The organism is Pseudomonas frederiksbergensis (assembly GCF_000802155.2).
Lineage (GTDB): Bacteria > Pseudomonadota > Gammaproteobacteria > Pseudomonadales > Pseudomonadaceae > Aquipseudomonas > Aquipseudomonas frederiksbergensis_A.
Genome location: NZ_JQGJ02000005.1, coordinates 365,078 through 382,288, shown reverse-complemented (window position 1 = coordinate 382,288; position 17,211 = coordinate 365,078). Strand labels below are relative to the sequence as shown.

At 59.9% G+C, this 17,211-nt stretch carries 13 protein-coding genes and 1 pseudogene; 10 read left to right on the top strand and 4 right to left on the bottom strand.

Features of this window, described 5'->3' with window-relative positions:
• Nucleotides 1-133 precede the first annotated feature (133 nt).
• The 3 genes and pseudogenes from JZ00_RS12750 to JZ00_RS12740 form a co-directional block, all read right to left on the bottom strand.
• Nucleotides 134-1,549: an amino acid permease gene (locus JZ00_RS12750; protein WP_039589623.1), complete on the bottom strand. Its 1,416-nt coding sequence runs from the start codon at nt 1,547-1,549 to the stop codon at nt 134-136.
• Between the two features lie 146 nt (nt 1,550-1,695).
• A pseudogene (locus JZ00_RS12745) lies at nt 1,696-2,747 on the bottom strand (ornithine cyclodeaminase).
• A 48-nt stretch (nt 2,748-2,795) separates the two neighbouring features.
• Nucleotides 2,796-3,830 carry a histone deacetylase family protein gene (locus tag JZ00_RS12740; protein ID WP_039589626.1) on the bottom strand — a complete coding sequence of 345 codons (1,035 nt, stop codon included), beginning with the start codon at nt 3,828-3,830 and terminating at the stop codon, nt 2,796-2,798.
• Nucleotides 3,831-3,949: 119 nt separating this feature from the next.
• On the opposite strand from JZ00_RS12740, the gene JZ00_RS12735 reads away from it, so the two are divergent.
• Both JZ00_RS12735 and JZ00_RS31065 read left to right on the top strand, forming a co-directional pair.
• Nucleotides 3,950-4,450, top strand: a complete 501-nt coding sequence (locus JZ00_RS12735) for an Lrp/AsnC family transcriptional regulator (protein ID WP_039589627.1) — start codon at nt 3,950-3,952, stop codon at nt 4,448-4,450.
• Between the two features lie 12 nt (nt 4,451-4,462).
• The gene (locus tag JZ00_RS31065; protein ID WP_160300873.1) at nt 4,463-4,723 is read left to right on the top strand and encodes a hypothetical protein; all 261 of its coding nucleotides are present in this window, start codon (nt 4,463-4,465) and stop codon (nt 4,721-4,723) included.
• A gap of 80 nt (nt 4,724-4,803) precedes the next feature.
• On the opposite strand, the gene JZ00_RS12725 is transcribed toward JZ00_RS31065, so the two are convergent.
• Nucleotides 4,804-6,282, bottom strand: a complete 1,479-nt coding sequence (locus tag JZ00_RS12725; RefSeq protein ID WP_039589631.1) for an aldehyde dehydrogenase family protein — start codon at nt 6,280-6,282, stop codon at nt 4,804-4,806.
• A gap of 493 nt (nt 6,283-6,775) precedes the next feature.
• On the opposite strand from JZ00_RS12725, the gene JZ00_RS12720 reads away from it, so the two are divergent.
• The 8 genes from JZ00_RS12720 to argE all read left to right on the top strand — a co-directional run bounded on the left by JZ00_RS12720 (nt 6,776) and on the right by argE (nt 17,121).
• On the top strand, nt 6,776-8,101 hold the full coding sequence (locus tag JZ00_RS12720) for an NAD(P)/FAD-dependent oxidoreductase (protein ID WP_039589633.1): 1,326 nt from the start codon (nt 6,776-6,778) through the stop codon (nt 8,099-8,101).
• 370 nt (nt 8,102-8,471) lie between these two features.
• Complete coding sequence (locus JZ00_RS12715; protein ID WP_039589634.1) at nt 8,472-9,140, top strand: haloacid dehalogenase type II; 669 nt, start codon at nt 8,472-8,474, stop codon at nt 9,138-9,140.
• A 36-nt stretch (nt 9,141-9,176) separates the two neighbouring features.
• Complete coding sequence (locus JZ00_RS12710) at nt 9,177-10,451, top strand: NAD(P)/FAD-dependent oxidoreductase (protein WP_039589636.1); 1,275 nt, start codon at nt 9,177-9,179, stop codon at nt 10,449-10,451.
• Between the two features lie 83 nt (nt 10,452-10,534).
• Nucleotides 10,535-12,181, top strand: coding sequence for an ABC transporter substrate-binding protein (locus JZ00_RS12705; protein WP_039589638.1), 1,647 nt, complete (start codon nt 10,535-10,537; stop codon nt 12,179-12,181).
• A gap of 40 nt (nt 12,182-12,221) precedes the next feature.
• A complete protein-coding gene (locus JZ00_RS12700; protein ID WP_039590047.1) occupies nt 12,222-13,178 on the top strand; it encodes an ABC transporter permease in 957 nt (318 codons plus the stop codon).
• Nucleotides 13,175-14,050 carry an ABC transporter permease gene (locus tag JZ00_RS12695; protein ID WP_039589639.1) on the top strand — a complete coding sequence of 292 codons (876 nt, stop codon included), beginning with the start codon at nt 13,175-13,177 and terminating at the stop codon, nt 14,048-14,050. The genes JZ00_RS12700 and JZ00_RS12695 overlap by 4 nt, the downstream gene beginning before the upstream one ends.
• 1 nt (nt 14,051) lies before the next feature.
• Complete coding sequence (locus JZ00_RS12690; protein ID WP_039589641.1) at nt 14,052-15,893, top strand: ABC transporter ATP-binding protein; 1,842 nt, start codon at nt 14,052-14,054, stop codon at nt 15,891-15,893.
• A 70-nt stretch (nt 15,894-15,963) separates the two neighbouring features.
• Nucleotides 15,964-17,121: an acetylornithine deacetylase gene (gene argE / locus JZ00_RS12685; protein ID WP_039589643.1), complete on the top strand. Its 1,158-nt coding sequence runs from the start codon at nt 15,964-15,966 to the stop codon at nt 17,119-17,121.
• Nucleotides 17,122-17,211 lie beyond the last annotated feature (90 nt).

Sequence of the window (17,211 nt, the reverse complement as noted above, 5' to 3'; positions counted from 1 at the left end):
CACTGATTATTGCGGCGTGTCGGTCAGTCTATCTATTGACCGACACACCGCAACGGCGAGCAGCAGGCTTTAGCTGCATTGCCAGGTCAGCGGGTGTTGCCCAGGATTGGCGCAGAGGCCTCGTTAGGGTAGCTCAACCGAACTGACTTGCCGATTCAACCGCGGCTTTAGGCTTCCAGCTACGTGTCAGCTGATAAGCAATGGCCAGCCATATGAACCACCCCGGCATGACCATCAAGGCAACGCGGGTGTCAGGCCTCAAGGCCAGCAGGCACAGAACGAAGCCCATGAACGCCAGTGAGAACCATGCCATTGGCACGCCGCCGGGCATCTTGTAGGCCGATTTTGCGTGAAGCTCAGGACGCTTTTTGCGATAGGCAATGTAGGACGCGAGGATGGTCGACCACGTGAAGATCACCAGAATCGCTGACACGGTGGAAACGATGGTGAATGCCGTCATGACTTCCGGAACGATGAACAGCACGAGCACACCCAGCAGCATCAACACTGTCGTGAAGGCCAGGCTCAGCAGGGGTACGCTGTTGCCCGACAGTCGCCGAAAAATACCCGGAGCGTTGTCCTGGTTCGCCAGCCCGAACAGCATGCGGCTGGATGAGAATACGCCACTGTTGGCCGATGAAGCGGCGGATGTAAGGACCACGAAGTTAACGATGCCGGCTGCTGCGGGAAAGCCTGCGACGAGGAAAAGTTCGACAAAAGGGCTTTTAACCGGCGACACCTGTTGCCAGGACGTCACGGCAATAATGCAGCCCAATGCCAACACGTAGAACAGGATGATTCGCAGCGGAATCGAGTTGATCGCTTTGGGTAGGGTCCGCTCCGGAGACCGGGTTTCTGCCGCTGCGGTGCCGATCAGCTCAGTGCCGGCAAATGAGAATATGGCCATCTGAAAACCGGCGAAGAAACCAAGCAGGCCATTAGGGAATGCAGCCTGCTTATCGACCAGATGGCCCAGGGACGCGGTAACGCCACTGGGAGAAACGAACGAGCAGGCAATCAGCACGATGCTGACGCCAATAAGCGTCACGACGGCGATGATCTTGATGATCGCGAACCAGAATTCGACTTCACCGAAAAGCCTTACCGTCAGCACGTTCAGGGCGAACAGTGTCGCCAGCATCCCGATGGCCGGTATCCAGGCAGGCAGATGGGGGAACCAGTACTGGAAAAACCCTCCGACGACGACGGCATCGCCGATCACTGCAACGCTCCAGCTCAGCCAATACGACCAGCCGAGGAAAAATGCGGCGCGAGGCCCCAGGTAGGCGCCAGCAAAATCCGCAAAGGTCTTGAAATTCAAATTGGAAAGCAGCATTTCGCCCATGGCACGCATGACGAAGTAAACGAACAGGCCAATGATCATGTAGATGAGGATGATCGAGGTGCCGGAGAGGGCGATGATCTTTCCGGAGCCCATGAACAAACCCGTGCCAATGGCGCCTCCCATTGCCATTAATTGGATGTGACGATTGCTGAGCGTGCGCTGCAGCGCAGGCTGCTCAACCTGCTCTGATAAATTCGATTTCATTTCAAAACCTCTTGATCTTATGTTTTTGAGTTTTGGCAGAAAAGTGGTTGTCCAGCGCCATTGTCGGGATGCAATGGCGGGTCACGGTGTTGTTTTATTTGGACAGTGACGGCCCGCTGCATATGCCTTGGGGCGTCACCGCGAGGTCAACTGGCCGTGCGCAGATGGGCGGCTTTGGTCGGTTGCTGATCAAGCATCTGGAACAGGTTTTTTATATTTTCAGGCGTTGGCACCAGGTGGATGTGCCGGCCGACCTGGTGTTCTTGCGCCATCGCCTGCAGGTAGCGAAGCGACGAGAAATCCTCCAGGGCAAAGCCCACGGAATCGAACACCGTCACCTGTTCATCGCTCTCGCGTCCCTGGACGTCGCCTTGCACAATCCGGAAAAACTCGACGACGGGCGAATCAGCCTCCAGTTGCTGGATGTCACCTTCAATCCGTGTTTGTGGTTCAAACTCCACGATGACCCGGGCGTTGCGCAGGATGTCGGCGTGTAGTTCGGTCTTGCCCGGACAGTCGCCGCCGACGGCATTGATATGCATGCCGGGCTCGATCATCTCGGGCGTCAGGATCGTTGCGTAGGCCTTGTCGGCCGTAACGGTGGTGACAATGTGCGCACCCTTGACCGCTTCGTGTACGGAGTTGGCGTGAATCACCTTTATAGTCGGGAAAGCCGCCAGGTTGCGCAGCAGCTTGAGCGAGGCATCGCGATCGATATCGAAGATGCGGATTTCGTTGATGCCCAGCATTTATGGAAGGCAAGCGCCTGAAACTCGCTCTGAGCGCCGTTGCCAATCAGAGCCATCGAGGTGGCCCCTGGACGGGCAAGCGCACGCGCAACCAATGCCGAGGTTGCCGCTGTGCGAACGGCGGTGGTCAGTGTCAGCTCGCTAAGCAAAGTTGGATAGCCACTGTGGACATCGGCCAGCAGACCGAATGCCATCACCGTCAGCAGGTTCTGCTGACCATTGTCCGGATGGCCGTTCACGTACTTGAAGGAATACTGCTCGCCATCATCGGTCGGCATCAACTCGATCACACCGTCCGGGGAGTGATTTGCCGTGCGCGGCGACTTGTCAAACTGCGCCCAGCGTAAATAGTCTGCTTCGATGTAGGTGGCCATCTCACGGATTGCCCGGCGGATGCCGACCTTGGCGAACAGGCGTGCGGCATCATCGACATCTAGGAAGAGCGTCATTTTTTTATTCTCCAATCCATCCAGTTAAACGTTATAGAGCTGAGGTGTTCAGGCGCGTTTGCTTTCGAAGCCATGCAGTACGTTCACCGCATTGATTCCGATTTCATCAACCATGTAGCCGCCTTCCATCACGAAGAGGGTGGGGCAGCCAACACTCGCTATCAGCTCGCCGATCCCGATGAAATCCTCGCTTTCCAGCAGGAAGTGGCTGATCGGGTCGTCCTTGAACGTGTCGACGCCCAGTGAGATCACTAATACTTCTGGCGCGAATTGCTGAAGTTTCCTGCAGGCATGAAGCAGGGCGTCGCGGTAGGTTTCCCACGCGGTGTTTTTCGGTAACGGGTAGTTGAGGTTGAACCCTTCGCCATGGCCGGCGCCGACTTCACCGCTGAACCCCGAATAGTAGGGATAGGACACGGCCGGCTCGCCGTGCAGCGAGACGAACATGACGTCATTGCGCTGGTAAAAAATGTTCTGGGTGCCGTTGCCGTGATGAAAATCGACGTCGAGTACCGCGACACGTTTGGCGCCCTGGGTGATCGCCTGCTGTGCGGCAATGGCCGCATTGTTGAGATAGCAGTAACCGCCCATGTATTCCCGCGCCGCGTGATGGCCCGGCGGACGGCAAAGGGCAAAGGCACTGTCGTGGCCTTCATCGATAAGTGCCAGGCCTGTCAGGGCGATATCGGCACTGGTCTTGACCGCCTGCCAGGTGGTGGCGGTGATGGGTGAACCGGCATCCATTGCATAGAAGCCGAGTTTGCCGTCAATAAACGTTGGCACCTGTTCGTTGGCCAAATCGCGTACAGGCCATACCAGTGGCAAAGCATCATGAGTGCGTCCTGTTGCGCACCATTCTGACCAGGCGCTTTCCAGGAAGCTCACGTAGCGCTCGCTGTGCGCATTGACATAGCACGAGCGGTCAAACACGCGCGGTTCGACTATCTGGCCAAGGCCTACTTGCTTGACGCGGTTGTGAACGGTGTCGGCCCGACTGGGCTGCTCGAATGACGGCTTGAGCACGCCATCCTTCAACTCGGTGCCATGGTGCAGACGGTGGGAATCACTGAAAACTGTAAACATTCTGCGCATCCGTTAATGTGAGCCAGTGCAAATATTCTGTTCTGGTCAGGACGCGATTTCTTTGCTTTGTTTGCGTGTATCTCTATATTTATCGGACGATTTAACTCAGGAATGGCGAAATGAAGAAAAATATATCCAGACGTATCAGTCTCGACGAGACCGATCTGGCCATTCTTGAGTTATTGCAGGACGATGCGAGCATTTCCAACGCCGAACTCAGTGAGCGGCTTTCGTTGAGCCTCACGCCTTGCTGGCGAAGGCGCAAGAGAATGGAAGAGGCGGGGGTGATCAAGGGTTATCAGGCGACACTTGATCGAAGAATGCTGGGGCTGGATATCATGGCATTCGTGCACATTCGCTTTTCTACCCATGCCGATCACGCTCCGGACGCCTTCGAGGCAGTGATTGCGCAATTGCCACAGGTATTGGCCTGCCACAAGATCACCGGCGACGCCGACTATGTGCTTCAAGTGCTGGCAGAGGATCTTGATAGCTATAGCGACTTTATCGAGCAGGTGCTGAGGCGCCAGGTCGGTATCGCGTCTATTCAGTCAAGTCTGGCTTTGCGCGAAATCAAAGCAGGTAGCCGTATTGCCATACCCAAATTGAGCAAGGATTGAACGTTAGACTTTTTGCGCTGGATGAAGGCCCTAAAACCTTCCCGCCACGTCCGTCGTCATAAGCATCTGCTCGAAACGCTCCAGAAAGACCGACTCGGCGCGCGTCATCTTTTGTTCGCGATTCCAAAGCAGATAGACATTCAGGCCCGCATGCAGGAACTGGCCAGCGCCGGTCCACCGGTCAGCCGCCGCGAACTGTCGCGCGACGCTGCCATCATCCATTTCGAAGCCCAAGGCGAACACTACAAGGCCGAGCTGATACCGGGATCCTGATTGAGCAGTACAGCAGCCTGTTCCCGCTGTGGCTGGCCCCGCAGCAAGTCGCCGTGCTGGCCGGCGAGCCCTTTATCAATCTATCGATCTAGGTCAGGTGCGCCAAACCCAACGATCGCCTTGGTCTCCAAATATTCCTCGAGGCCGAAGACGCCGTACTCACGGCCATTACCCGAGTGCTTGTAGCCACCGAAGGGTGCCATGGGATTCCACGCTGGGTAGTTCAGGAGCACTTGCCCTGCGCGGATACGAGAAGCCACGGTGCGCGCCAGATCAAGGTCCTGTGATTGAACATGAGCGCCGAGGCCATAGATCGTATCGTTCGCGATAGCGACCGCCTCATCGATGGTTGCGTAGGCGATGATACACAGCACCGGTCCGAAAATTTCTTCCTGGGCGATCCGCATGGCGTTATCCACTTCGGAAAAAATCGTCGGACGGGTGTAGAAGCCCTTATCAAAACCCGGCACGCGTCCCAGTCCGCCGCACAGCAGTTTGGCCCCCTCACGCAGGCCGGCCTCGATCATGGCTTGCACGCGATTGAACTGGGCCTCATTGGCGATAGGGCCGAGTACCGTTTCCGGTGATTGCGGATCGCCAACGATGATTGCGTTGGCGGTGGCGGCCGCCAGCGCTTCGACCTCCGCCAGCCGGGCCTTGGGCACGATCATTCGAGTGGGGGCGCTGCACGATTGCCCGACATTGCGAAACGCCGCCATGACGCCCAGTGGGACGGCTTTTTCAAAGTCGGCATCGGGCAGCAGAATGTTCGGGGATTTGCCGCCCAGTTCCTGCCCGATCCGCTTCGCCGTCGGGGCGGCCGCCTGTGCCACCAGTGCGCCTGCGCGGTTTGAGCCGGTTATCGAAATCATGTCGACATCAGAATGTGCGGCCATCGCCGCGCCAACCACATGACCGCTGCCGTTCACGAGGTTGAAGACGCCAGGTGGAAGGCCCGCGTCATGGACCACTTGCGCAAACAGAAGGGCGCTAAGGGGCGACAACTCACTGGGCTTAAGGACCACCGTGCAGCCGGCTGCCAGCGCCGCGGCGACTTTTGCAGTGATCTGATAAAGCGGCCAGTTCCAGGGAGTGATGAGGCCGCAGACGCCGATAGGTTCACGTTGGATCGCGGTCCCGTTCTCGACTGTCTGGAAACGGTAAGTGGACAGCAGGTCGCGGGCGACCCGAACGTGTTCGGCCGCCAGGGGCACTTGCATCGCCCGTGCAGAACCGATGGCTGCGCCCATTTCCACGGAAATCGCCTGGGCAAACGCTTCTTTCCGTTCAAGGATCAGCTCATGGATCTTGCCCAGCACCCGCGCACGCTGCGCTGTAGAAGTGGCAGACCAATCGGCAAACGCGGCACGCGCCGCCGCGACCGCCTGATCGACATCCTCAGCAGACCCGCTGGCGACCTGTGCAACGACTTCCTCCGTTGCCGGATTGACAACCGGCAAACTGGCCGGGCTGACCGGCGCAGACCAACCGCCATTGATGTAGAACAGATGGGCGGTTTGCAGATCAACGCTGTAGCGATTCGAAGATTGGGTAGTCATCCAGGTGGTCCTTTAGAGCAGCATGTCGAGTCTGCTCAATAAGCTAACAAAGCAGCCCAGAGAAAATATGCCGTTCTTCAAGGGCGCAAAGGAGAATCTGCCGTATCTGCCGGACTAACTTGGCATTCACTCGCTGCGTGCCAATGCTTCACATGAATGTTGGGTTTTCCGGCGTCATCGCGAGCAGGCGCCGTCACCCAAATATCGGATACACACAAAACTGCGTCTCTCGCACCAGGTACCGAAGCATCCCGCACAGTCTGCTGAACACATCCCGAAAAACGGTGGTTTGTATCAGCCGACCTATACTTTTAACCGTTTATGCACGGTTTCTTGGTGTTGTAATAACACCAAGATTCAGCACGGCACTGATGCTTCCAGAACGGAGCAGCGGCTTGCCCTGGTCGCAATCCTCGGTGTAGGCCAATGCACCTGCGACTGGCTGAACAAGACGCTTTCTAAACGCCCGCGGCCCTCAATGGACATCCCTAAAATGCCAGCACCGTTAATTTCCGTAGAGACGAATTCTGAACTTCCGACACACGCTGACGTTGTCGTGATCGGCGGCGGCATCATCGGAACCTTCACGGCTTACTACCTGGCCAAGCGCGGCATGAAGGTCGCGCTGGTGGAAAAGGGGCGCGTGGGGGCAGAGCAGTCGAGTCGAAACTGGGGCTGGTGCCGCCAGCAGAATCGAGACGCCCGCGAGTTGCCGTTGTCGACCAAAAGCCTGGATCTGTGGGAGCAATTCGCGGCAGAGACTGGGGAAGACACCGGCTTCAGAAGGTGCGGCCTGCTCTATCTGACCAACAACGAAAAAGAGCTGGCTGGTTGGGCAAAATGGGGTGAGTTTGCCCGCACCGTCAATGTAAAAACCCACATGCTGACGGCGCAGCAGGCCGCCGAACGTGGTCGGGTGACCGGCAAGCCATGGAAAGGCGGGGTCTTTTCGCCTACCGACGGTACGGCAGATCCATCCCGTGCCGCGCCGGCGGTTGCCCGGGCGATCATCAAGCTGGGCGGCACGGTGCACCAGGGCTGCGCCGCACGCGGCGTCGAGACCGAGGGTGGCCGCCTGTCCGCTGTCGTCACCGAAAAGGGCACCATACGCACCAAGCTCGCAGTGCTGGCCGGGGGCGCATGGGCATCCTCTTTCTGCCGTCAGTACGGCATCCGGTTTCCCCAGGCTTCCATTCGCCAGACGATACTGGCGGTTTCCAAGAGCGCCGCACAGATCCCGGATGCGATCCACACGGATGAAGTCTCCATGACCCGTCGCGCTGATGGAGGCTTCACGCTGGCCATCAGTGGCAGAGGGCGCGTTGACCCGACCCCGCAACTGCTGCGTTTCGCACCGCAATTCCTGCCGATGTTCCAGCGCAGGTGGCGCAAGCTTGCACCCGGCGGCCTGCAAGGCGTCCTGTCGGGGCACGAGGGTTGGGGCCGCTGGCGGTTGGACCAGCCAACGCCGATGGAGCGCATGCGCATTCTGGATCCGAAAGCCGACGCCTCGACGGTTGAATTGACTTACAAGCGCGCGGTAGACCTGATCCCGATGCTGAAGGCGTCGTCGGTCACCGCGGCCTGGGCAGGCTATGTGGACAGCACGCCTGACGGCGTCCCGGGCATCGGCGAGATGGCGAGCCTCCCTGGCCTGGTCCTGGCGGCGGGGTTCAGTGGTCATGGATTCGGCATTGGTCCTGGTGCGGGACACTTGATCGCCGACATTGTCTGTGACATGACCCCACTGGTTGATCCGCGCCCCTATCACCCGGACCGCTTTCAATCTTCTGCCTGGGGCAAGGTCGCGGAGTTCTGACGGCACAGGAAATCCAACCCACCCAACAATGAACGGGCGCATCCTCCGGGGATGCGCCCGTTCTTGTTATTGCAGGTGTCACGCAGGCGTAGATTCTGCCGCACGCAGCGTTTCGACTGGTTTTTGCGCACCATAAACGTCCGCAAAACCCTTGGAAACGGCGTAAATGCCCACGCTTGGCGCATCCCGCACAGTCTGCTGAGCAGGCCCCGAAAAACGGTGGTTTGTGCCAAGCGACCTATACTTTTAACCGTTTATGCACGGTCTCATGATGCTGTAATAAATCCGTGATGCAGCGTTGCACCCAGCCTTGCGAAACGGCGCAACTGCTTGCCCCTCATGACCTCAACCATCACTCAGGACTGCACTCATGAGCTTCCTTCGCCCCAAGTTCATTACCTTTGACTGCTACGGCACGTTGACCAACTTTCAGATGGGAACCATGACGCGCGAGCTGTTCGCCGATCGAGTCCCTGCTGAGCAGATGGACCAGTTCGTCAAGGATTTCTCGGCCTATCGCCTGGACCAGGTCATGGGTGACTGGCGGCCGTATGATGAAATCCTCAAGACTGCCTTGGCCCGGGTCTGCAAGCGCTGGGGTGTCGAGTACAAAGGCGAAGGCCAGCTCTACTACGATGCCGTACCAACTTGGGGTCCCCATGCCGACGTACCGGCCGGCCTGTCGAAAATCGCCGACAAGATTCCCCTGGTGATTTTCTCCAACGCGATGGACGAGCAGATCATGTCCAACGTCGACAAGCTCGGCGCGCCTTTCCATAAAGTCTTCACGGCTCAACAAGCCCAAGCCTACAAGCCGCGCCTGGCCGCCTTCGAGTTCATGCTCGATAACCTCGGCTGCGGGCCGGAGGATGTCCTGCACGTGTCCTCGAGCTTCCGTTATGACCTGATGCCGGCCGACGACATGAAAATCAAAAACAAAGCTTTCGTTGCCCGCGGTCATGAACTGCCTGGAAACGCTGGCTACAGCTACCACCAGATCCCGGACATCGGCGGTTTGGCCGGTCTGGTCGGTCTCTGAGTCTCTGGGCACTCTTCAAGGCATAAGGGGTTAGACATGGGCAGTGAGTCTTACTGGCTCGACACCGCACCGCAGTTTACCGGTGCCCAGCTCGGTGCGTTGCCCGGGCAGGTCGATGTGGCGATCGTCGGGGGTGGTTTCACGGGCCTGGCTGCGGCCCGGGCGCTGGCCTTGAAGGGCGCCAATGTGGCGGTGCTGGAAGGCGGGCGGGTGATTGGCGAAGCGTCGGGGCGCAATGGCGGCCAATGCAATACCGGCGTTGCCCAGGATTACGCGGCACTGAGTGCCAGCCTCGGCGCCGATAAAGCACGCGCCTATTACCAGGCCTATGAAAGCGCCGTGCAGAGCGTCGTCTCGCTGGTGGAGCAGGAGCAGATTGCCTGCGACTTCACGCGCAATGGCAAGCTCAAGCTGGCGGCCAAGCCCATGCATTACGAAGGTTTGGCGCGCACCTGCGAATTGATTCGGCGGGAGGTCGATGCCGAAGTCGAGTTGCTATCGGCGCAAGAGACTCGCGCTGAAGTCAATTCGGCCCAGTTCCATGGCGGCTTGCTGCAGCGCAACGGCGTGCAGATGCACGTCGGGCGCTTCGGGATCGGGTTGGCCGAGGCCGCAGCCCGTCATGGTGCGTTGATCTTCCAAGGCGTGTCCGTCACGGACTGGAAAGCCAGCGCTGGCGGCTATCGGATCAATACCACCAAGGGTTCGCTCCAGGCTACGCAGGTCCTGCTGGCCACTGGCACCTCTCAGCAGGGTGGGTTGGGCTGGTATCGGCGGCGGATCGTGCCGGTGGGCAGTTTCGTGATCGCCACCGAAGTGCTGCCCCAGGCACTGGTCGACAGTTTGCTGCCGGCACACCGGTCCTATGTGACCAGCCGCATGATCGGTAATTACTTTCGCCTGACGCCGGACAACCGCCTGCTGTTTGGCGGGCGTGCGCGGTTTGCCATGTCTGACAGCGTGTCTGATGCCAAGAGCGGCAAGGTCCTGCACGCGGCGATGGTGCAGATGTTCCCGCAGTTGGCTCACGTGAAGGTCGATTATTGCTGGGGTGGACTGGTAGACATGACCTCCGATCGCTTGCCCCGGGCCGGCCAGCACGGCGGCATTTATCACTCCATGGGCTACAGCGGCCATGGCGTGCAGATGTCGGTGCACATGGGGCAAGTCATGGCCGACGTCATGGCTGGCAAGGTCGAGGCCAACCCTTGGCGCGAACTCGATTGGCCGGCCATCCCCGGACATTTTGGCAAACCCTGGTTCTTGCCTCTGGTCGGTGCGTATTACCGCCTTCAAGACTATTTGCATTGAGTTGCGGGGGACGCTTCAGGTTTCAACACATTGCATTAATCGCGAGCCATCGAGCCTTATCACTTCCGAAAGGTAGAACTGACATGACTGACAAAAAAAACAGTATCGACACCCAGCTGATAACAGGTACGGAAAGTCTGCGCATCTTCGAAGGGCTCAATCGCGGCATGTCACGCCGCAATGCATTGCAAATGCTCGGATTGGCCGGGGTGGCGGTGGCAGGCGCGGGTAGCCTGTTCGGTACCGCCGGCAAGTTGTTCGCCGATGAAGAGGTCGCCAGCGCAGGCAAAGGCAAGCCTGGCGGTCGCATTCGTGTCGCGGGCTCGACCAGTTCCACCGCCGACACCCTGGACCCGGCCAAAGGTTCGTCGTCCACCGACTATGTGCGCCACTACATGTTCTATAACGGGCTGACCCGTTTTGACAGCCACATGGTGCCGCAACTGGAACTGGCCGAGCGTATCGAAACCACCGACGCCACGCTCTGGGTGATCAGCCTGCGCAAGGAAGTGACCTTTCACAATGGCAAGGCACTGACCGCCGCCGACGTGGTGTTTTCGTTGTTGCGGCACAAGGACCCGATCACCGGCTCCAAGGTCTTGCCGCTGGCGTCGCAGTTCGCCGACGTCAAAGCCGTCGGCACCCACGAAGTGCAGATACAGTTGAGCGGCCCCAACGCTGAATTGCCGTCGGTGCTTGCCGTCTCGCACATGCTGATCGTTCCCGAAGGCACCAGCGATTTCAGCCAGGGCATCGGTACCGGGCCGTTCAAGGTCAAGGAGTTCAAGCCTGGGGTGCGTTCCATTGGCGTGCGCAATACCAATTACTGGAAGCCCGGCTTGCCGTACCTGGACGAAATCGAATTCATCGGCATCGCCGACGAATCGTCACGGATCAACGCCCTGTTATCGGGGGACGTGCACATCGTCAACGAGGTCAACCCGCGTTCGACGAACCGTATCAAGGCCAGCGCCAAGCACCGGGTCATTGACTCGCCGTCGGGCAACTACACTGACTTGATCATTCGTCAGGACCAGATGCCCGGCAAAAGCCCGGAATTCACCCAGGCCATGAAGCTGCTGCTGGATCGCGAACAGATCAAGTCGGCGATCTTCCGGGGTTACGCCAGGGTCGGCAACGATCATCCGATCGCACCCGGGGCGCGCTTCCACAACGCTGAATTGCCACAACGGGCCTATGATCCGGAACAGGCCAAGTTCCTGCTCAAGAAAGCCGGCATGGCAGACATCAGCATGCCGATGATGTGCTCGCCGGCGGCGACCGGTTCGGTGGACATCGCGGTGTTGCTGCAGCAGTCCGCCAAAGAGGCCGGGCTCAAGCTCAACGTCAACCGCCTGCCGAGCGATGGCTATTGGTCCAACCACTGGGCCAAGCACCCGCTGAGCTTTGGCAACATCAACCCCCGACCGAATGCCGACATGCTGTTCTCGCAGTTCTTCCAGTCGAGTGCGCCGTGGAATGAATCCGGCTGGAAAAACGAACAGTTCGACCAACTGTTGGTACAGGCCCGCGGTGAAACCGATGAGGCCAAGCGCGGCAAGATGTACGGCGACATGCAAGTGCTGGTGCATGAGCACTGCGGTATTGGCGTACCGGTGTTCATCAGCAACATCGATGGTGCCGATCAGCGGGTCAAGGGTTATGGCGCCAACCCCCTGGGCGGTTTCATGGGCTACATGTTTGCCGAGCAAGTCTGGCTGGACGCCTGATGAACGTCGGGTTTGGGCCATATTGCGTGAGGGTCGGATGATGAATAGCAACACACTCTGGTTGATTGGCCGCCGCCTGGGGGCGGCGGTCGTGACCTTGTTGATTGTCTCCATGGTGGTCTTCGCCATCACGGCGGTGCTGCCGGGAGACGCGGCGCAACAGGCGCTGGGGCAGTTCGCCACGCCAGAACAAGTGGCGGCCCTGCGGACGAAAATGGGTTTGGACCAACCCGGTGTGTTGCGATACCTGCACTGGCTGACCAGCCTGCTCAGCGGTGACCTGGGCATGTCGATGTCCAACGCCATGCCGGTCATCGATCTGATGGCTGGCCGGGTCCCCAACACGTTGATGCTCGCGGCCGCCACGGCGTTGGTGTCGGTGCCCGTGGCGTTGGCGCTGGGGATCGGCTCGGCCATGGGCCGGGGCGGGCGCATCGACAGCTTCCTGAGCTTTTTCACCTTGACCATGGTGGCGGTGCCGGAATTCCTGGTCGCCACCTTGGCGGTGCTGATTTTCGCGGTAAACCTGGGCTGGTTGTCGGCGCTGTCCTATGCCAGTGAAATCACCTCACCCTGGCAGTTCATGCGCACCTACGCATTGCCGGTGATGACGCTGTGTTGTGTGATTGTCGCGCAAATGTCGCGCATGACCCGGGCGGCGGTGATCGATCAGCTCGACAGCCCTTACGTGGAGATGGCTCGGCTCAAGGGTGTGAGCAATATCCGCATCGTGCTTCGGCATGCCTTGCCCAATGCCATCGGCCCTATCGCCAATGCCATCGCCCTGAGCCTGTCCTACTTGTTGGGTGGGGTGGTGATCGTCGAAACGATCTTCAACTATCCCGGCATCGCCAGCCTCATGGTCGATGCCGTGACCAACCGCGACATGGCCCTGGTCCAGGCCTGCACCATGTTGTTCTGCACGGCGTACCTGGCGTTGGTATTGATCGCCGACCTGTGCGCGATACTTTCCAATCCGAGGCTGAGAAACCAATGAACAACCTCATTGTGAAGTCCCCGACGGCGGCCGTTGCGCTAGGGTTGGGTAAAGACGCCCACGCCAAGTCCTGGCTTGGCCTGTTCGGCGCCGTGATGTGTGCCATGTGGTTGCTGGTGGCCATGTTCGGCCCGTGGCTGGCGCCGCACCCGGTGGGGGAGGTGGTCTCCGACAACGTCTTCGACAGCCTCAGCGCGACGTACCCGTTCGGCACCGATTACCTGGGCCGCGACATGCTCAGCCGGATCCTCGTCGGCGCGCGTTTCACCGTTGGCCTGGCGTTGGTGGCCGCGGTGTTGTCCAGCACCTTGGGAACCAGTCTGGCACTGTTGTCGGTGGTCTCGCCAAAGTGGCTGGATGAGTTGATCAGTCGCCTGATGGACGCGTTCATTTCGATCCCCAGCAAAATGCTGGCGCTGATCATGGTCTCGGCCTTCGGCTCCTCGGTCACCTTGCTGATCTGCACGGCGGTGTTGAGCTACACCCCCGGCGCCTTCCGCATCGCCCGCAGCATGGCGGTGAATATCGAAGCCCTGGAGTACGTGCAAGTGGCCCGTACCCGGGGCGAGCGCCGGCTGTACATCGCCTGCGTGGAAATCCTGCCGAACATACTCAACCCGGTGCTGGCGGACCTGGGCCTGCGCTTTGGTTTCATCGTGCTGTTGCTCAGTGGCATGAGTTTCCTCGGGTTGGGCGTGCAACCGCCGGATGCCGACCTGGGTTCGCTGGTGCGCGAGAACATCGGAGGCCTCAATCAAGGGGCGCCAGCCATCGTGATTCCTGCCCTGGCCATCGGCACACTGACCATCGGCGTGAATCTGTTCATCGACCGGTTGTCGTCGCGACGTAGCCGACGTTCGGGAGGTCATTGAAATGAGCGAATTGATTCGAGTACAGGACCTGCGCGTGGTGGCCTGTGGCGAGCGTGGTGAGGTGGACATCGTCAAAGGCGTCAGTTTTTCCCTGCAAAAGGGTGAAGTGTTGGCGTTGATCGGCGAGTCCGGTTCCGGCAAGACCACCATCGCCCTGGCGCTGCTCGGTTATGCCCGGCGCGGTTGTCGGCTGGCGGGCGGGGTCGTGCAGATCGGCGAGCACGACATGCTGGCGTTGGGCGAAAGCCAGTTGCAGAAAGTGCGGGGAAACCGGGTGTCCTATATCGCCCAGAGCGCCGCAGCGGCGTTCAACCCGGCGAAAAAACTGATCGACCAAGTGGTGGAGGGCGCCCTGATTCATGACCTGGGCAGCCGAGCCGTGCTTGAGGCCAAGGCCATCGAGCTGTTCCGCGACCTGGCCCTGCCAGACCCTGAGCACATCGGCCAGCGCTATCCCCACCAGGTGTCCGGCGGGCAACTGCAACGGGTGATGGCGGCGATGGCGCTGATCAGCGATCCGTTGCTGGTGGTGCTCGACGAGCCGACCACGGCCCTGGACGTGACGACCCAGATCGATGTGTTGCGGGCCTTCAAGCGGGTGGTTCGTGAACGGGGAGCCACGGCGGTCTATGTCTCCCACGACCTGGCCGTGGTGGCGCAGATGGCCGATCAGATCGTCGTGCTCAATGGCGGCGAAATCTTCGAGCACAGCGCCACGGCGCCGTTGCTCAAGGGACCGGCCCACGAATACACCCGCAGCTTGTTGGCGGCAGCGCGCCCGGACACGACGATTCGTCCGCCGAGCGACATCGCCCAAGACACACCCCTGCTGACCATTCAGGGGCTGACCGCCGGCTACGGCAACAAGAATGCCCAAGGCATGCCAGCGATTCGGGTGTTGGAAGACATCGACCTGACGGTTCGCCGAGGCCAGGCCATTGGCGTCATTGGTGAGTCGGGCTCTGGCAAATCGACCTTGGCACGGGTCGTGGCCGGGTTGTTGGTGCCGGCCCTCGGCGGGCTGACCTTCGATGGCCAACCCCTGGGCGGCAGTCTGTCGTCGCGCACCCAGGAGCAGTTCCGACGTATTCAAATGGTTTTCCAGAATGCCGACACCGCCCTCAATCCGATGCACAGCGTCAGCACCATCCTGAGTCGTCCGCTGAAGATGTATTTCGGCCTCAAGGGCGCGGCGTTGCGCGAGCGTATCGGCGAATTGCTCGACCTGGTGCGTTTGCCGCGCACGATGGCCGACCGGCGACCGAACGAACTGTCCGGCGGCCAGAAGCAACGGGTCAACCTGGCCCGGGCCTTGGCGGCGAAGCCGGACCTGATCCTCTGCGACGAGGTGACTTCGGCGCTGGATACCGTGGTCGGCGCGGCGATTCTCGAACTGCTGCGCGATCTGCGCCAGCAACTGGGGGTGTCTTATCTGTTCATCAGCCACGATATCTCCACCGTGCGCGCCTTGTGTGACGACATCGTGGTGATGTACAGCGGCCACAAGGTCCAGGCCGGTACCCGCCAATCCTTTGCCGAGGCGCCGTTCCATCCGTATACCGACCTGTTGATCCATTCCGTACCGGAACTGCGCCAGGGCTGGCTGGAAACCTGCGGGGCAACGACTTGCCAGACGCTGCCGCCCGTTGGCCCGAAAGCCAACGTGCCCGGGCTGTGCACCTTCCTCGGTCGTTGCCCGGTGCGGGTCGACGGCTTGTGCAACTGCGTCGCGCCGCAGCGGCGGATGATCGTCGGCGGCAGCGAGATCCTTTGCCATCACGACAGTGCCGAGTTGATGAAAACCCAGCAGTCCAACAACGTGACCGTGGCGGCATATGCATGAACGGGTGTTTCGTCAGGCCGTTCGACATTCACCGCGTCTTCTCTTCAGTCGAGCAACGGAGCAAGGCCTCATGAAACCCCGGGTATTGGAGATTCTCAAACGGCTGATGGCCTTCGATACCGTTTCTTCGGAATCGAACATGGCCTTGATCGAGTACGTGCGCGATCTGCTGCTGACCAAGGGCATCGAGTCGCTGATCGTCCAGGATGAAAGCGGCCAGAAAGCCAATCTGTTTGCCAGCACCGGACCACGGGACGTGCCGGGGATTCTCCTGTCCGGTCATACCGACGTGGTGCCGGCGGCGGGGCAGGCCTGGACGGTCCCGGCGTTTGATGCCACGGTGCGGGACGGGCGGATCTATGGCCGGGGCAGTTGCGACATGAAGGGCTTTATCGCACTGGCCATCGACGCCATGCTTGATGCCAGCGAGCAGCCATTGAGCCGACCATTGCAACTGGCGCTGTCCCATGACGAAGAGATCGGGTGCGTGGGGGTGCGTCGGTTGCTCGATGTGCTGCACCTGGCACCGGTTCGGCCGTTTCTGTGCGTCATTGGCGAGCCGACCAATATGCAGTTCGTGCTCGGGCACAAGGGCAAGGGTTCCTACCGCACCTACTGTCGCGGCCTGGAAGCGCATTCCTCCCTCGCACCGCGTTCGGTCAATGCGATACACGTGGCCTGCGATTTCATCGCCGCGCTGCGCCTGAGCCAGCAGCAACTGCAAGAGCAGGGCGCGCAGGACAGCGATTACGACGTGCCCTACAGCACCGTGCATGTCGGCCAGATTGTCGGCGGCAAGGCGTTGAACATCGTGCCCAACCTGTGCACCCTGGATTTCGAAGTGCGCAACTTGCCAGCGGACGACCTGGACGGGTTCCTGGAGCAGATGCGCGAGCGGGCCGAACTGATCGTGAGCGAAGCCAAGAAGCTCTCCAGCGTGGCCGCCATCGAAATCGAGACCTTGAACGTCTATCCGGGCCTCGACACCCACCCAAGCGTCGAAGCCGTGCGTTTCCTGAAAAACTTTGCCGCCCCGGACACCGGCACCACAAAAGTTTCGTTCGGCACCGAGGGCGGGTTGTTCAAGCAACGCCTGAACGTGCCGGTGGTGGTCTGCGGTCCAGGCTCGATAGAACAGGCGCACAAGCCTGACGAGTTCATCGAGATCAGCCAGATGGACGCTGGCGAGCGTTTTCTACAGGGTCTGCTGGGCTCGATGCACGTTTAGTCATGCCGCGGTAAAGCCTGCCGTCGAAGGCTGATTTTCAGCATTCACGGCTGTAGGGCCGGCGTTTTCAGCATCCTCATCCATGGCGAC

Coding starts and splice junctions, on each gene's coding strand:
- JZ00_RS12750 (WP_039589623.1), bottom strand. CDS start 1,549: ATGAAATCGAATTTATCAGAGCAGGTTGAGCAGCCTGCGCTGCAGCGC.
- JZ00_RS12740 (WP_039589626.1), bottom strand. CDS start 3,830: ATGTTTACAGTTTTCAGTGATTCCCACCGTCTGCACCATGGCACCGAG.
- JZ00_RS12735 (WP_039589627.1), top strand. CDS start 3,950: ATGAAGAAAAATATATCCAGACGTATCAGTCTCGACGAGACCGATCTG.
- JZ00_RS12725 (WP_039589631.1), bottom strand. CDS start 6,282: ATGACTACCCAATCTTCGAATCGCTACAGCGTTGATCTGCAAACCGCC.
- JZ00_RS12720 (WP_039589633.1), top strand. CDS start 6,776: ATGCCAGCACCGTTAATTTCCGTAGAGACGAATTCTGAACTTCCGACA.
- JZ00_RS12715 (WP_039589634.1), top strand. CDS start 8,472: ATGAGCTTCCTTCGCCCCAAGTTCATTACCTTTGACTGCTACGGCACG.
- JZ00_RS12710 (WP_039589636.1), top strand. CDS start 9,177: ATGGGCAGTGAGTCTTACTGGCTCGACACCGCACCGCAGTTTACCGGT.
- JZ00_RS12705 (WP_039589638.1), top strand. CDS start 10,535: ATGACTGACAAAAAAAACAGTATCGACACCCAGCTGATAACAGGTACG.
- JZ00_RS12700 (WP_039590047.1), top strand. CDS start 12,222: ATGAATAGCAACACACTCTGGTTGATTGGCCGCCGCCTGGGGGCGGCG.
- JZ00_RS12695 (WP_039589639.1), top strand. CDS start 13,175: ATGAACAACCTCATTGTGAAGTCCCCGACGGCGGCCGTTGCGCTAGGG.
- JZ00_RS12690 (WP_039589641.1), top strand. CDS start 14,052: ATGAGCGAATTGATTCGAGTACAGGACCTGCGCGTGGTGGCCTGTGGC.
- argE (WP_039589643.1), top strand. CDS start 15,964: ATGAAACCCCGGGTATTGGAGATTCTCAAACGGCTGATGGCCTTCGAT.